The organism is Breznakibacter xylanolyticus, from assembly GCF_003254275.1.
GTDB classification, from domain to species: Bacteria; Bacteroidota; Bacteroidia; order Bacteroidales; family Marinilabiliaceae; genus Breznakibacter; species Breznakibacter xylanolyticus.
The window spans coordinates 1-14725 of the sequence record NZ_QKZK01000033.1 but is presented as its reverse complement, the minus strand read 5'-3'; the positions used below and the strand labels follow the sequence as shown (position 1 = coordinate 14725).

Annotated in this window: 13 protein-coding genes; 5 read left to right on the top strand and 8 right to left on the bottom strand. The window is 49.3% G+C overall.

Going from position 1 to position 14725, the window contains the following annotated elements; all coding sequences use genetic code 11:
• Positions 1–18 precede the first annotated feature (18 nt).
• Both LX69_RS14470 and LX69_RS14465 read left to right on the top strand, forming a co-directional pair.
• On the top strand, positions 19–591 hold the full coding sequence (locus tag LX69_RS14470; RefSeq protein ID WP_111446762.1) for a pentapeptide repeat-containing protein: 573 nt from the start codon (positions 19–21) through the stop codon (positions 589–591).
• Positions 592–679: 88 nt separating this feature from the next.
• Positions 680–1258, top strand: a complete 579-nt coding sequence (locus LX69_RS14465; protein WP_146260755.1) for a hypothetical protein — start codon at positions 680–682, stop codon at positions 1256–1258.
• Positions 1259–1375: 117 nt separating this feature from the next.
• Here the strand turns inward: LX69_RS14465 and LX69_RS14460 are convergent, their stop codons facing one another.
• From LX69_RS14460 to LX69_RS14425, 8 genes are all read right to left on the bottom strand, one after another.
• Positions 1376–3019, bottom strand: a complete 1644-nt coding sequence (locus tag LX69_RS14460; protein ID WP_111446760.1) for a diphosphate--fructose-6-phosphate 1-phosphotransferase — start codon at positions 3017–3019, stop codon at positions 1376–1378.
• 227 nt (positions 3020–3246) lie between these two features.
• Positions 3247–3456 carry a FeoB-associated Cys-rich membrane protein gene (locus LX69_RS14455; protein WP_111446759.1) on the bottom strand — a complete coding sequence of 70 codons (210 nt, stop codon included), beginning with the start codon at positions 3454–3456 and terminating at the stop codon, positions 3247–3249.
• Between the two features lie 114 nt (positions 3457–3570).
• A complete protein-coding gene (locus LX69_RS14450) occupies positions 3571–3843 on the bottom strand; it encodes a HepT-like ribonuclease domain-containing protein (protein ID WP_245935032.1) in 273 nt (90 codons plus the stop codon).
• On the bottom strand, positions 3830–4132 hold the full coding sequence (locus LX69_RS14445) for a nucleotidyltransferase family protein (protein ID WP_111446758.1): 303 nt from the start codon (positions 4130–4132) through the stop codon (positions 3830–3832). The genes LX69_RS14450 and LX69_RS14445 overlap by 14 nt, the downstream gene beginning before the upstream one ends.
• Positions 4133–4228: 96 nt before the next feature.
• Positions 4229–6715: a ferrous iron transport protein B gene (gene feoB / locus LX69_RS14440; RefSeq protein WP_111446757.1), complete on the bottom strand. Its 2487-nt coding sequence runs from the start codon at positions 6713–6715 to the stop codon at positions 4229–4231.
• 60 nt (positions 6716–6775) lie between these two features.
• Positions 6776–7936 (bottom strand): carbohydrate porin, encoded by a 1161-nt coding sequence (locus tag LX69_RS14435; protein ID WP_111446756.1) that lies wholly within the window; start codon positions 7934–7936, stop codon positions 6776–6778.
• 137 nt (positions 7937–8073) lie between these two features.
• On the bottom strand, positions 8074–8529 hold the full coding sequence (locus LX69_RS14430; RefSeq protein WP_245935031.1) for a GNAT family N-acetyltransferase: 456 nt from the start codon (positions 8527–8529) through the stop codon (positions 8074–8076).
• Between the two features lie 139 nt (positions 8530–8668).
• Positions 8669–9568 carry a PLP-dependent cysteine synthase family protein gene (locus LX69_RS14425; RefSeq protein ID WP_185741720.1) on the bottom strand — a complete coding sequence of 300 codons (900 nt, stop codon included), beginning with the start codon at positions 9566–9568 and terminating at the stop codon, positions 8669–8671.
• A 149-nt stretch (positions 9569–9717) separates the two neighbouring features.
• On the opposite strand from LX69_RS14425, the gene LX69_RS14420 reads away from it, so the two are divergent.
• From LX69_RS14420 to LX69_RS14410, 3 genes are all read left to right on the top strand, one after another.
• Positions 9718–11640, top strand: a complete 1923-nt coding sequence (locus LX69_RS14420; RefSeq protein WP_111446755.1) for an AAA domain-containing protein — start codon at positions 9718–9720, stop codon at positions 11638–11640.
• Positions 11641–11734: 94 nt separating this feature from the next.
• Positions 11735–12688, top strand: coding sequence for an Rpn family recombination-promoting nuclease/putative transposase (locus LX69_RS14415; protein ID WP_111446754.1), 954 nt, complete (start codon positions 11735–11737; stop codon positions 12686–12688).
• Between the two features lie 39 nt (positions 12689–12727).
• Positions 12728–14230: a SpoIID/LytB domain-containing protein gene (locus LX69_RS14410; RefSeq protein ID WP_111446753.1), complete on the top strand. Its 1503-nt coding sequence runs from the start codon at positions 12728–12730 to the stop codon at positions 14228–14230.
• The last annotated feature ends 495 nt before the right edge of the window (positions 14231–14725 follow it).

The following is a 14725-nucleotide window of genomic DNA, read 5'->3' as shown; positions in this document are numbered from 1 at the left end:
TAACAATCGGCATTAATTATGGAATATGTAGATGATCGGGTTTTCGACCGCGTTGATTTTGCCCTTGAGGGATTCGTGCCCGGCGAATACTCCGGGTGTCGTTTTGTGAATTGTCATTTTGGCGGGGTGAACCTCGCGGGCGTGGTGTTTGAGGATTGTGAGTGCGTCGATTGCGACCTGAGCATGGCCAACCTCTCGGGCACTGCCCTGCGCAATGTTCGTTTTAAGGGATGCAAGATGATGGGGTGTCGGTTTGATTTGTGCCATTCCTTTGGCTTCGAGGTGGCCTTTGAGGGATGCCGCCTGCATCACGCCTCCTTTTATCAGTGCATCATGAAAAAGACTCCCTTTAGGGATTGCGAACTGCATGAGGTCGATTTCACCGAGGCCGATTTGTCGCAAGCCCTCTTTGCCGGCTGCGACCTGATGGGCGCCCTGTTCGACCGCACCCGTCTCGAGAAGGCCGACCTGCGCACGGCCATCCACTACGACATCGACCCCGATAACAACTTCATCCGCGGCGCTCAGTTTGCCTTGCCCGATGTGCTGGCGTTGCTGCGTAAGCATGGCATTGTGGTGGTTGATGTGTGAGGGGGATTATTTTATGCAGAAACAATTGATATCGTCGAAGTCATACCAATCGGACGTGATGATGCCTTAAATTTATTAAGTACATAGTATGTCAACAAAACATTTCCGAGCTTCATTTTGGCTGATGCTCCTGATGATGATGTCTCAGCCTCTCGCGGCTCAAACGCCCGTGGCATCGTTCAGCATGTGGATTGAGCAGGACGGGCAAACCATGCCGTTGAGTAAGGGGGTGGTGACGCTCCGCAAGGCGCCTTTTGAAGTGGTGATGGCCTTGTCGCGCCCTATGGCCGTGCATCTGAGCGCGTCTCTTTTGCCCAAAACCCTGCAGACGGCCGCCAAAGGATGGGCGCTGAGCAGGTTGCCCGGCTTTGAGAACCGGGGCATGGCCGAAGTGATGTTCAACCCCGATAATCAATTGCTGATTTGCGACGATTCATCGTCCTACTGGTTCTTCACCGATAAGCAAACGCACCGCTTTAACCGGGTCACCCGCAGCGGCAAGAAGCTCATTTGCAGGCGCACGGTCACCCAATTGGTGGACATCGATGAGCAAGTCACCCTTCCCGTGAGCGACATCAATTGCCCCATTTACCTGGTGGCCGTTCACACCCGCCCCGACGACGTTACCGAAGTTCATCGTCAATGGCTCACCATTGAGTGGAAGTAGTACTCTTCTTTCTTTGGCACTGTCTCACTTAGGCACTTTGCCACTCTCCTCCTTAGGCACTCAAAAAAAATGGCCACCCCCAACGGGGCAGCCATTTTTTTTATCAAAGCATTCAGCTTATTTCTTTTGTTCCAACGCCAAAGTTTTGGTGGGTTGATCGCACACTTCGGTGGGGCCAAAGTACTGGATGGGGCCGGGGTATACGAACGAAGGCTGAGTGGCCCACTCGTTACGGCATTCTACCAGTTTCTTAAATGGCGCACCATTGAGGTCAACCAATGCTTTTTGAATCACTGGCTTCATGTGTCCATGGCGTTTTTCCATGTTCATCATCATGGTCACGGGCACACCGCCGGCAATCCACTGAGCGGTGGGAGCGGTAAGGTTGCGAACCGAAGCCATGTAACCGGTTTTGCCTTCGCCAATGAGCACCGAAGCGGTGTAGCCCAGCGAGTAGCAGTAGTCGGCATCAAAGTTCGAGGGAGCCGCACAACGTCCTTCGTAACCGAAGAAGTGGGGCTGGCCTTGGAATTTGGCACCCAAAGCGGGTTCGTTCTTTTTGATGTAAGCTTTCACCATGTCGATGAGCAGTTTCTCAGTCTCGATGAGCGATACCTGCACGTTGCCGTGTGGGTCACGATCGAGCATCAGCTGATTGGCAAATGCCACGGGCAACGAGGCAAAGGTGGCAGCGCTGTCGGCTGAAAGTAACTTAGCTACCAAAGCACGTTTCTCGTCGTTGTTGGCCAAGGCGTTTACTTCGGCTTCGTGGTGTGCCAGCAGGTCGTTGAGCTCGGCAATCAATTTTTTGATGGCGGGGATGAATTCCACCACACCTTCGGGAATCAGCACGGTACCGAAGAATTTGCCTTCTTTGGCACGGGCAATGATGGTGGCAGCCACTTCGGCCACCAGGCCGTCGAGGGTCATGCCTTTTTTCTCCACCTCTTCAGAGATGATGGTCACGCAAGGCTGAGTTTGCAGCGCGCATTCCAAAGCGATGTGCGACGCCGAGCGACCCATCAGTTTGATGAAGTGCCAGTATTTTTTCGATGAGTTACAGTCGCGTTGGATGTTCCCAATGAGCTCGCTGTAAACTTTACATGCGGTGTCGAAACCGAATGATGTCTCGATCATTTCGTTTTTCAGGTCACCGTCGATGGTTTTGGGGCAACCGATTACCTGTACGCCGGCATTCTTTTGAGCATAGTACTCGGCCAATACGCAAGCGTTGGTGTTCGAGTCATCGCCGCCAATGATTACGATGGCTTTGATGTCGAGTTTTTTGCAGTTCTCAAGACCTTGGTCGAATTGAGCAGTCTCTTCGAGCTTGGTACGACCTGAACCGATGATGTCGAAGCCGCCGGTGTTGCGGTATTCGTCAATGATGTCGGAGGTCAGTTCCATGTATTTGTTGTCCACCAAACCGCCGGGGCCGCCCAAAAAGCCGTAGAGCTTGCTGTTGGGGTTCAGACGCTTGAGGCCGTCAAACAAACCGGAAATCACGTTGTGACCACCGGGCGCTTGTCCACCCGAAAGAATCACACCCACGTTAACGGCAGGAAACGATTTGGCCGCTCCGCCGGCTTCGAATGTCAACAAGGGCATGCCATAGGTGTTGGGGAACAACTTGGCGATGTCGGCCTGGTCGGCGATGGACTCGGTTTTACGGCCTTCCACGATTTTTACCGAACCTTTGAGCGATTCGGGCATCTTGGGTGCATACGCTGCACGCGCGATTTGAAGTGCACTTTTTGTCATGATGTGTTGTGTTTATGATAGTCAGTAATTCATTCGACAAAATATAAAAACAGGCTTGATGAACCTGTTTTTAAAGCGTTGCAAAAATGATGATTTTTTGCTGAATATAAAAGCAGAATTTTCGTGAATGTGTAACTACAAAATGAGCGCAGGGGCATTGCCGGTGGGAATGATCGGTCAATGCCCCTGCGTGATGGAGGGGATTAAATTGTGTGTTTTTTATGGGTTCATTCTTTGCGAACCGGCACCATTTTGTCGAATGCCATCCTGGAATGAGCGGTTTTGTGGCTGCATCCCTTGTTGTGGGCCGACAAATCGCATCCGGTACAGCCACCACAACTGTTTTTGCTTTTGGTGGTGAGTGACTTCACCACGTTGTAGATCACGGCTCCAATGGTTAGGGCAATGATGAGCATGACAATGGTTTCCTGGTTCATGGCAGAGGGAATGAATTGATTTTGAAAAAAGTTTAGCCGATGCTATTTTAACAGTTCCTTGACTTGCTTCTCCAAAATGGGGAGGTTACGATTGACAATTAGCCAAATGATGTCTTATGAAACACTGTCGTAACCATGAATAATTCGGTTGCGGGTGTCAACAATTTTTCGCGAATCGCTAATCGGGAAGGTTGGGTCTGTTTTTAGAATTCTATCCATGGCTTCACCGATTATTTCAATGTTGCGTTCAATGGCTTTCCGTGTTTTCAAATCCTTTTGGAATTCAAAAAAATCTCGTTTCTCGGGAAGGAAATCATAAATCTCTGCAATGGATTGTTCGATATCCTTCAAGCACGCCCTTATGTCAAACGGTTTATGGTTTTGCATAAATCAAATGTTTAGAGCTGTCGATATTTGAACGGATAAATGGATTTCGTATCGCTTTGTTTTCCAATAAATCAATGGGACGTTTAAGTAAGTCCTGTAATGCAAATTTTAAATTGAAATAGTTGTCAGCATATTCTAATGGGTCATTCGATTCGATGTCAACAATTAAGTCAATATCGCTCGTGTCTTCAAACCGATCAGTCAAAACAGAACCAAAAACATATAACGATTTGACCCTGTTTTGCTGACAAAGTTTGATTAAGCTGTTTCTATAATTGTCTAAGTACATTCTTTTTAGTTTTATGCAAATCTAAAAAATCGATGTTTAGAATCAAAGTCAGTACATCAGTTGTTCCCGGTGCCCTCATTGCAATAGTTTCTTTAATTATAACAAACTCCCAATCTGAAAAGTTGCGAACGAAACCATCCAGGCCAGTGCAGTGGTGTACACCATGGTAAACACAGCCCATCCCCAGCTGCCCTCGCGTTTGATGGCGGCAATCACGGCCACGCAAGGGAAGTAGATGAGGATGAAAAGCATCATGGAGAAGGCCACCAGCGGTGTAAATACTTTCTGCCCCACGCGGGGACCTTGGGTGTGTACTTGTTCCTGCAGTTTGGTGTGGAGCGATGCCGTGGTTTCGTCGGCGGCCAGGTCACTTTGATAAAGCACCCCCATGGTGCCTACCACAATTTCTTTGGCAGCCAGTCCGGTGATGATGCTTACGCCAATTTTCCAGTCAAAGCCCAACGGGCGAATCACTGGCTCTATGAAGTGTCCCATGCGTCCGATGTACGATTGTTGCATGCGTTCCGACTCTTGTGCAACGGTGAGTTGGTTGATTTGTTCGGCACGGATGGTGTCGGCCAGGGTGGTGTCGGCTTCTACTTTTGCAATTGCCGCATCAAAGTCCTGGGTGTAGGTCACGTTTTGGGGATAGTATCCCAGCGCCCATATCAAGATGGATGCAAACAGGATGATGGTTCCCATTTTGGATAGATACTGCACGCTTTTGCCCCACATGTGAATGGTGGTGTTACGCAGTGTGGGAATACGGTAGGGGGGAAGCTCCATCACAAAGGGGGCTTCTTTTTTTGCGAAGACGAGTTTTTTCATCACGATGGCCACCAGCGTTGCCAACAACACCCCTATGGCATAGATGGAGAGCAGCACTAGCCCTTGATTGTGTGGGAAGAAAGCCGAAATAAGCAGTACATATACCGGCAGACGGGCGCTGCACGACATGAAAGGCACAATGAGCATGGTAAGGATGCGATCCTTGCGATTTTCGAGGGTGCGGGTGGCCATCACGGCCGGAACGTTGCAACCAAAACCCATGAGCATGGGGATAAACGACTTGCCGTGAAGCCCGATTTTGTGCATGATGCGATCCATGATGAAGGCAGCCCTTGCCATGTATCCGGTATCTTCCATGAGCGAAATGCAAAAGAAAAGGATGAGAATGTTGGGCAAAAAGATGATCACGCCACCCACACCGCCAATGATGCCATCCACCAACAGGTCGCGCAGCGGACCTTGGGGCATCATGTGGCTCACCCAGTCGCTCAGGTGTCCCACGCCGGCATCAATCCAATCCATGGGGTAGCTCCCGATGGAAAAGGTGGCCTGAAACATACCCCACATAAAGAGTAAAAAAATGGGGAATCCCAGCAGTTTGTGCGTGAGCACGTCGTCAATGCTGTACACTTTTTGACTGTGTTCGTTGCCCGATGGGCGATAGGTCTCCTTTAGTGCCCCGTGTATAAAGGCGTATTTGGCATCGGCCAAAATGGTTTCGGCCTTTTCCTGGTACTCCTTTTCAAGTTTCTCGACCTGGTGTTGTGCCAAAGCCAGTATCTCTTCGGTTCCGGCAATGGCGCGCACGTGGCCGATGAAGTCGTGGTCGTTCTCAAGCAGCTTGGAGGCTACGTAACGGGGATAGTACATGGCCGAAAGCTGGGGGTGTTTCTTCACTTCTCCCTTGATGCGTTCCACGCTTTGCCCGATGATGTGGCCGTAATTGAGGTGCACATGTCGCAAAATGGGATCGCGGTCTTCGTACACATCCACGATTTTGGTCAGCAACTCGTCGATGCCCTTGCCTTTGGCACCCACGGTGGGAACAAAGGGGATGCCCAGCATCTTGCCCAGCATCTCGTGGTCGAAGTGGTCGCCTTTTTTCTCCAGTTCATCGTACATGTTCAGGGCAATAATTACCTTGATGTTCATGTCGATGAGCTGGGTGGTGAGGTAAAGGTTTCGCTCGAGGTTGGAGGCATCCACCACATTGATGACGATGTCAGGCAGGGTGTTGGTGAGGTGCTCGCGCACAAAGAGTTCCTCGGGCGAGTATTCCGACAGTGAGTAGGTTCCCGGCAGGTCGGTGATGTTGATGGTGTAACCGTCCTTTTTCACCGATGCCTCTTTAAGGTCAACGGTGACGCCGCCATAATTGCCCACGCGCTCGTGGCGGCCGGTAGTGTAGTTGAACAGGGTGGTTTTTCCGCAGTTGGGGTTGCCAACTAAGGCCACGTTGATGGTTTGACTTTTGGTTCGGACAGATGTCTTGAGTCCGTCGCCATACTCAGGTTCGGCAAATGGCGTTTCAAGGTGTTCGGTTGCCTGAGATTCGCTCACAATTTCAATGAGATGTGCTTCGGTGCGCCGCAGCGATACCCGGTAACCCAATATTTCGTACTCGATGGGGTCTTGCAGGGGGGCGTTCTTGATGACCGTCACCTTACTGCCCCGCACGAAGCCCATTTCGGTGATGCGCTTGCGAAAGGCGCCATGGCCTTTCACTTTGGTGATGATACCACTCTGACCCGAGAATAGGTCAGCGAGTGTTTCAGCAGTCTCTTTATATGTCATGGTCTCTTGTTTTCTATCTAAATGACGCTATTGCGGGAACGGTTGTGATTGCCATTCTGTTTAAAAAGCGATTCCTGTTCTGATAAACATCACCAGCGCGTTGGCTAATTTATCGGATGTGCCGGCCGGATTGACAATGTATTGCACGTCGGGTTGAATGAACAACCGGTCGTGCAAGGGGTATCGGTAACTGATCTCAATGGTTGTTTCGTGGTGTGCGGTGTGGTTTTTCAATCCGGCATGTGCTATGGCCACGCCCAATTCATCGGTTCCGTTATTTAGTAATCCGTTCATCGTTATTCCTCCACCCACATAATAATGGTGATTGCCAATGTTGCCGGGACAAATGCCGCTCTGAATAAATAAATTCAGGGTTCGTTGGGTGGCCGGTTGGTGCCACACGGTTTGGTCGGCTATGAGATAGATGCCGTAATCGTTGTCGAACAAGGTGGCTAAATTACCATTTTCTGCGTTCCGTTCGTTGATGCCTGTATGATAAAAAGCGCCCACTTTGTAAGTGCCGGTCAGTCTATGCAGGGTGCTTTGCCGGTGTAGTTCGGTGATGATGAGACAACCATCGTTGGCATTCACATCCCAACGGAGGTTGTGCGCATTTTCATCCCACGAGGTGGGATTGCCGTCAAATACGCCGCCCTGCCAGGTGACGGATTCGTTGATTTGCCATTTGCCCGTCACACCCAAGGTGGTGAGGGGAAATATGGGCATGGGCACGTTGTAGCTCATCAGCGAAGGGATGCCCAGGGAGCTGTTAATGAACAAGCCGGCTGTTTCGCTCACCACAAAATCGACGTTCAAATCCTGCACTCCGACCGTCCATTCGGTGTTGCCCCATATTTGCTTGTACCAAAGCTCCTGAATGTAAGTGTGGTTGCCGGCTTCGATGTTCGAAGCTGTTTGCATATCCCCAATGTACGAGGCTGTGGGGGTGTCGCCATGGGTCGCCGCTCCGTGTATCATCATAAGACCGCCTTTCCACCATCGTGCAGCTTGGGTGTCGAAACTTGCGAAAAGATTGGCCATGCCCAGGTAGCCGCTTCCTGTGCGAATTCCCCCCCGGGCATTCACAAACAGGTCGCCCGTGTAGTTTCCTTCGGTGATAAATGACTGTGGTTGTTCTATCCATTCAGCCGTGGTGGTTTCCTGTGCTTGCAGCAAATGGCATATCATGACCCCATACATGGATAGGTACAAGTATTTCATGGGTGTTATTTTTGATGATACAAAAGTAGGCGGCTTGCCTTATCTCTGCAATCACCATTTATGGGGATTTTTGTGCCTGATGCGCTTGATTGGTGGAGGGATTTTGTTTGATGTTTCGTGAGCGATTGTGTGAAATGTCAGTTATTCTGCAAGTCCTTTTTCAGATAAATCATGTCGATAAGTTGTATGGATCCATCGAACATCGGATGGTCATAATTATCTGTAAAAAAATTCTTTATCCGATGTGATTCTTCAAATCCACAACTTCCATAAAAAGAAATCATTGCCGGCGCTTCCCCGGTTCCGACAAGCATGGTTTTGAAAACTCTTTTGTAGTGATTGATGATGAAATTTATCAATAATCTTCCGTAGCCTTTGCCTTGATATTTCTCGTATGTCGCTATGTTTTTCAACTCGCAAGTGTCGCAATCTATTGGTACGACAACACAAATGCTTTTTAAATCATCATCATATAAAGCATACAAGTCTCCATCTGGTAAATATTTGTCAATCATATTCTCCTGCTCGTCAGCCAACAACAACAGGTCGAGGAATCGTTTTTTATTTTCAGTAATTCTTTCGATTTTCACCATCTCAGTGTTGTTTTATAATTGCTCTACCGCCTCGTATTTATCGTTTTTTCGCATTATTGAAGGGGTGTTTGTTCGAAATTGAAGCAAGTAAACAAGCACATACGCCATGTCAGTGTTTTTTACCGGGACAAGCAAATCGTTATTGCTCATCAAAAAGACGTGTGCTCAGGTATTTCTCACCACTGTCGGGAAAGATGACCACGATGTTACCCCGATCAATTTTGTTGGCCACCTCCAGAGCTGCCACCATGGCGGCGCCACTGCTCATGCCCACAAAAATGCCTTCGTTGTGGATGATTTGGCGAGCCATGTCGAAGGCCATTTCCGATTCCACCATAATGGTTTCGTCAATTTGTTTGGGGTCGTAGATGGCTGGCACAATGGCCTCTTCCATGTTTTTAAGCCCTTGTATGTAGTGTCCTTTTACGGGATGGGCGCACACCACCTTGATAGCCGGGTTGTTTTCCTTGAGTGCGTGTCCCACGCCCATGATGGTTCCAGAGGTGCCCAAGGCCGATACCAGATGGGTGATTTTGCCGTTGGTTTGTTTCCATATCTCTTCGCCGGTGGTCTTGTAGTGCGCTATTTTATTGTAGCTGTTCGAAAACTGGTCGGGCATGAAATATTTGTCGGGGTGGGCTTTGATGAGTTCTTTGGCCTTGAGGATGGCGCCATCGGTTCCCAATCGGCCATCGGTGAGGGTTACCTTGGCTCCAAAGGCTTTAATCATTTTGATGCGCTCTTGCGACACGCATTCGCTGATGACGATTTCAACCGCGTATCCCTTGAGCTTTCCAATCATGGCCAGTCCAATACCGGTGTTCCCTGATGTGGGCTCAATGATGGTTTTGCCTTTCACCAGCGATCCTTCGGCTTCGGCCTGTTCAATCATCTTGAGTGCGATGCGATCTTTGATGCTACCCGTGGGGTTGAAACCTTCAATTTTCGCGCAGATGCTCACGTTGGGGGTGGTGCATAGGTGGTTGATACGCACCAGTGGTGTGTTGCCAATGGTTTCCAGGATGTTTTCGTAAATCATTTGTTGTGGATTAATTCCGCTTGGTTTTTTTAACCCAGAAGGGGGTGTAATGGAGTCGTAAATTTAAATATTCCTTCCGGTTTTCGCTATCTCCAATAATAGTTGCATTTTTATCGCCATCGGCACCATTGCCGTTAACGAATGACATCATGGCACACATCGATCCGGTGATACGTGAACTGCAAGAAGTTCGCAACTTGTTGAAGGTTGAAAAGGAGGAGGACTATCGTCTTTATCATCAGGCCTTGGCCGGTACTTCGTTGCACGACCGCCGCAAAGCAGGTATTTGTTGGTATCCCGTCACGCTCGACCAGTCGCGCTTCGACCAGGGCGAGCGGTTAATCATCAAGCTGAGTCGTCCGGCCGAGCATCGCGAATCGCACAGTTTTCAGAGTGGGAAGCCGGTGGCGCTTTTTCTCAATGCCGATGGCCATGCTTCTGATTCGATGACGGTCAATGGCGTGGTCAACCAGGTGGGGGAGCGCGACATGGTTGTCACCCTTCAGTACGACGAGTTGCCCGACTGGCTGGGGCAAGGAAAGCTGGGGGTGCAGTTGTTGTTCGACGAAACCAGTTATGCTGAGATGGAGCGTGCCATGCGTGTGGTCATCGAGTCGGAGGATCCTGATGTGGTGCGTTTGCGACGGGTGTTGCTGGGCGATGGTGTGGCAGGTAGCAATCCCTGGAACATGGTGACGTCGCCATTGCTCAACGAGAGTCAGAACCGAGCCTTGCAAAACGTGCTTAATGCCACCGATGTGGCCATCATTCACGGTCCTCCCGGAACGGGAAAAACCACCACGCTGGTACAGGCCATTATTCATACGCTGTGTCACGATGAGCAGGTGCTGGTGTGTGCTGCAGGAAACGTGGCGGTCGATTTGCTCGTCGAGAAGCTGGCTGCCGAAGGAGTCGATGTGGTGCGGGTGGGGCATCCGGCACGGGTCACTCCCCAGGTGCTCGAGCATACCCTCGATGCGCGTGTGGCCAGTCATGCCAGTTTTAAGGAGTTGAAGTACGTGAAGCGACGCGCTCAGGAAGTGCGCGAACAGGCGCTCAAGTTTAAGCGCAATTTTGGCCCGCAGGAGCGCGAGCAGCGACGGCAGCTCTTTGCCGAGGCCGATGCCCTTCGCGACGAAGCCGGGCAGTTGTCGTTTTACATCACCAACGATGTGCTTTCGCATGCCCGTGTGGTTGCCTGCACGTTGGTGGGCGCCTCGCAACAGGTGCTAAGGGGGAGTCGGTTCAAAACCCTCTTTATTGACGAAGCGGCACAGGCGCTCGAGCCGGCCTGTTGGATTCCCATCCTCAAGGCGAAACGGGTCATTTTTGCCGGAGACCATTGCCAATTGCCGCCTACCATCAAGTCACAAAAAGCGGCCAAGGGGGGGCTCGAAACCACCCTGTTCGAAAAAGCCATTGCCCGTAATCATGCCGATGTGATGTTGGAACATCAATATCGGATGAATGAGACCATTATGGCTTTCCCTTCAAAATATTTTTACAAAGGCCTTTTGATGGCCGATGTAAGCGTGGCCAACCATCGCATCTATCCCGACGATGTGCCATTGGAGTTTGTCGATACGGCCGGGTGTGGGTATGCAGAGGAGGTGTTACATCATCCTCCCGGCATCGTTAATTCCGACGAAGCTGCTTTGGTGGTGCGCCATTTGTTGCAATATGCCGAGATGGTGAGCATGGCCGGTGTCGCACCCGGGGAGGTGTCGTGGGCGGTCATCTCTCCCTATAAGGCGCAAACCACGCTGCTGCGCCAACTGCTCGACGGCAGTGAGTTGATGCCTTCGGGTGCATTGGCTGTCAATACCGTTGATTCCTTTCAGGGGCAGGAGCGCGATGTGGTGTATATCAGCCTGGCTCGCAGTAACGATGAGGGCATCATTGGGTTTCTGGCCGATATTCGCCGCATGAATGTGGCCATGACCCGTGCCCGCAAAAAACTGGTCATCGTGGGCGACAGTGCCACCATGGGCAGTCACCCGTTTTACAGTCAATTGCTCGATTATATTGAGCAAATTGGGGCTTATCGCTCGGCCTGGGAATGGATGGGGTAGGAAGGTGGCTTTTCGAAGAGCGAGGGGGTAAAGGTCTTGCATCTGCATTTTTCGTATCTTTGCGCATAACTTCAAGCATCATTGTGTATTGACCATGATAAAAGCATCCACCCACATCCGTTTCGACTGGGCCATCAAGCGCCTGTTGCGGCAAAAGGCGAACTTCGTTATTCTCGAAGGCTTTCTTTCGGAGTTGCTGCGCCGTGATGTGTCCATCATCGAAATTCTTGAGCGCGAGGGAAACAAAGAGAGCGAAGAGGACAAATTCAATCGGGTGGATATCCTGGCCAAAATCGATCAGGGTGAGCTGGTTATCATCGAGGTGCAAAACGAGCGGGAGCACGACTATTTTCACCGCATGAACTACGCTCAGGGCAAGCTGGTGAGCCAGTATTTTGGCGAGGGCAGCAAGTACAAAGAGGTAAAACGCATCATTTCGGTCAATATAGTATATTTCGAACTGGGACAGGGCACCGACTATGTTTATGAAGGCCACACTGAGTTTAAGGGCATTCACACGCACGACATCCTCGAGTTGAGCCATTTGCAAAAGAAAGCCTTTCCTGAATTGGAGTATGTTCACGAAATCTTTGCCCGATATTACATCATCAAGGTGAACCATTTTAATGATGTGGCCAAAGATTCCCTTGACGAATGGATCTACTTTTTGAAAAACAGCGAAATAAAAGACGAGTTCACCGCTCGTGGCATTGCCGAAGCCAAAAAGGTGTTGCGCAAGGACGAGATGAGTGAGACGGAGCGCATTCAATACGAGCGTTTTGTGAAAGAACAACGCATTCGTGAATCGGAGATTGAGTCGGCCATCCTCGAAGTTGAGGAGAAATTGATGCGGGTGATTGAAGATGAACGGGCTGAGAAGGAGAAAGCATTTGCTGATAAGGAAAATGCTTTGAAAAAAGAAGCAGAAGCTCTATCGTTGGTTGAAAAAATGGTCAAACGCCTTGCTGCAAAAGGTTTTTCGGTTGCCGAAATTGCCGGTGACACTGGATTGTCGGAAGATGAGGTGAAAAACATGCTTGCTCGATGATGAGGTTTTAATTCTTGTTTTATTTTCAATTCTTTTGATATGCTGTTTCGAATTTCCATGGTGCTGATTTGTGTTTTTACTTCATTTTTTCTTCATGCTCAGCAGCCTGTTCAATATGAGTCTTTACCCGAGTATTCATCTCACACAATGGCCTATGAGGGGCGTGTTTTGACCATCTCAGGAAAAACACCTTTGTCCGATGTTGAAATATCGGTCGAAAACTTGGGGAAAGTGGGCGTGACCAACAGCGCTGGTTGCTTTCGGGTGATTGCGCCGGTTAATGTCAGCAAATTAAATTTTCGCAAAGAGGGCTTTATTGGTGCTTCAAGGGTGTATATAGAAGAGCATGAGCGATCCGATTGCGGAGATATCTGGATGATTCCATTCGACGGAGAAATAAGTGAACTCGTTGAGCCTTCTGTGATTTCCTTTGATTCCATCAGTCAATTGGTTCCCGAAGCGCTGTTTGTGAAAGAAACATCCCTGTTAAAAGCAGTATCGGCTACTTCGGTGCCTCAAAAAATCAGGGTGCTCATGCCATCCGGTTCGGTTGTGGAGATGTCGATGGATGAATACCTCAAAGGCGTGGTGCCATCCGAAGTGCCTGCCTCGTGGCCCATGGACGCACTTATGGCTCAGGCAGTGGCTGCGCGATGTTATGCCGCGGCCAATTTTAAACATGCTGCCGATGGCGCCGATGTGTGCACGACCACCCATTGTCAGGCGTGGAGTGCCACTCAGCACGAACGATCCTCTCAGGCTGTGACCCAAACTTCCGGGGTGTCGGTGAAATATGCCGGAACCATCGCCAATACACTCTTTTTTTCGCATTGCAATGGACGTACCCGAAACAATGAGGATGTGTGGAGTGGGGCTGCTGTTCCTTATCTACGAAGCCAAGCGTGTGGTTGTGGGTATACATATCACAATGCCCATGGTGTGGGGATGTGTCAGTATGGTGCTTTGGCCATGGCTGATGCAGGCCGCAGTTGGGAAGAGATTATTTTGCATTATTACAAGGGGGTTACCATTGATAAACCTGTTGCTTTGGGTACTATAAAAGGTGTCATATACCACGGCTCGGATGCATCAAACCTCAATAATCGTATTGCAGGTGCTATTGTGACAGCAACCGGAGGTTCGCAGGTTACCACCGATGCCAATGGCCTTTATGTGCTGAATCTTGCGCCGGGGACATATACCATCGCTGCCACAAAAAGTGGTTATGCTAACGCCTCTTTAATCCGCAAGGTGGAGGTCGGCATTACTGTGTGGGGGAGCATGCAGCTCACTGCTTCAACAGGAGTAACTGATTCATCTGCTCCGAAGGCATTGATTGATTTTGATCCGGAGCAGTATTTGTTGACCGTTTCGGTTCCGGGGCATGCGCAGATGTATGTTTCCGATTTAACAGGTCGGATTTGGTGTATGCGGTCGGTTTACGATAAAACAACCGAAGATCTGAGCTCCTATCCCAGAGGTGTTTATCTGGTGATAGTTGTTGGGAATACGTTTCGTGAATCCATGAAAATAGTCAAGTAGGCATGGTGTTTTTTCGTTTTATGTGTGTTTGAACGGTTGTTATAATGATTTTTTTAATGTGCTGATTGTGATTTTAAGTGATAATCAGCTGTTTGTTTGTTGAATAATTGTTCGTTTGTTAATGGTTTTCATTCTGTAAGCATTGTGTAAATCACGATCTTAACCCATCTTGCAGCTTTCCATCCAAAATTCATTAAAAAAACACCTTTTTTCACCTCAAAATAGTCTCTTTTGCTCTATTTGCTTTTGTAATACATTGATAATCAGTGTCTGAATTTTCGAAAAATCATTTGTAGTACACAAGGGGGTATTGTATATCAGCGGTTTACATGTTTACTTTGGGGCATGTATTTCAAAGTATCCATGCGCACCAACCCCGAAACGGGAATCTATAGCGGTTATTACCGTGTTTAGTGGAGAGCTAGCGTCATTACGCTACCTTTACAAAGCGAAAATCTGTAGTACACAAATCCGAACTCGAAAATGAACAATTCA

What these genes read in the sequence shown, in the direction of transcription:
- LX69_RS14425 (WP_185741720.1), bottom strand. Translation starts at nt 9,568, where the DNA reads ATGATTTACGAAAACATCCTGGAAACCATTGGCAACACACCACTGGTG.
- feoB (WP_111446757.1), bottom strand. Translation starts at nt 6,715, where the DNA reads ATGACATATAAAGAGACTGCTGAAACACTCGCTGACCTATTCTCGGGT.
- LX69_RS14420 (WP_111446755.1), top strand. Translation starts at nt 9,718, where the DNA reads ATGGCACACATCGATCCGGTGATACGTGAACTGCAAGAAGTTCGCAAC.
- LX69_RS14450 (WP_245935032.1), bottom strand. Translation starts at nt 3,843, where the DNA reads ATGCAAAACCATAAACCGTTTGACATAAGGGCGTGCTTGAAGGATATC.
- LX69_RS14410 (WP_111446753.1), top strand. Translation starts at nt 12,728, where the DNA reads ATGCTGTTTCGAATTTCCATGGTGCTGATTTGTGTTTTTACTTCATTT.
- LX69_RS14465 (WP_146260755.1), top strand. Translation starts at nt 680, where the DNA reads ATGTCAACAAAACATTTCCGAGCTTCATTTTGGCTGATGCTCCTGATG.
- LX69_RS14455 (WP_111446759.1), bottom strand. Translation starts at nt 3,456, where the DNA reads ATGAACCAGGAAACCATTGTCATGCTCATCATTGCCCTAACCATTGGA.
- LX69_RS14415 (WP_111446754.1), top strand. Translation starts at nt 11,735, where the DNA reads ATGATAAAAGCATCCACCCACATCCGTTTCGACTGGGCCATCAAGCGC.
- LX69_RS14460 (WP_111446760.1), bottom strand. Translation starts at nt 3,019, where the DNA reads ATGACAAAAAGTGCACTTCAAATCGCGCGTGCAGCGTATGCACCCAAG.
- LX69_RS14435 (WP_111446756.1), bottom strand. Translation starts at nt 7,936, where the DNA reads ATGAAATACTTGTACCTATCCATGTATGGGGTCATGATATGCCATTTG.
- LX69_RS14430 (WP_245935031.1), bottom strand. Translation starts at nt 8,529, where the DNA reads ATGGTGAAAATCGAAAGAATTACTGAAAATAAAAAACGATTCCTCGAC.
- LX69_RS14470 (WP_111446762.1), top strand. Translation starts at nt 19, where the DNA reads ATGGAATATGTAGATGATCGGGTTTTCGACCGCGTTGATTTTGCCCTT.
- LX69_RS14445 (WP_111446758.1), bottom strand. Translation starts at nt 4,132, where the DNA reads ATGTACTTAGACAATTATAGAAACAGCTTAATCAAACTTTGTCAGCAA.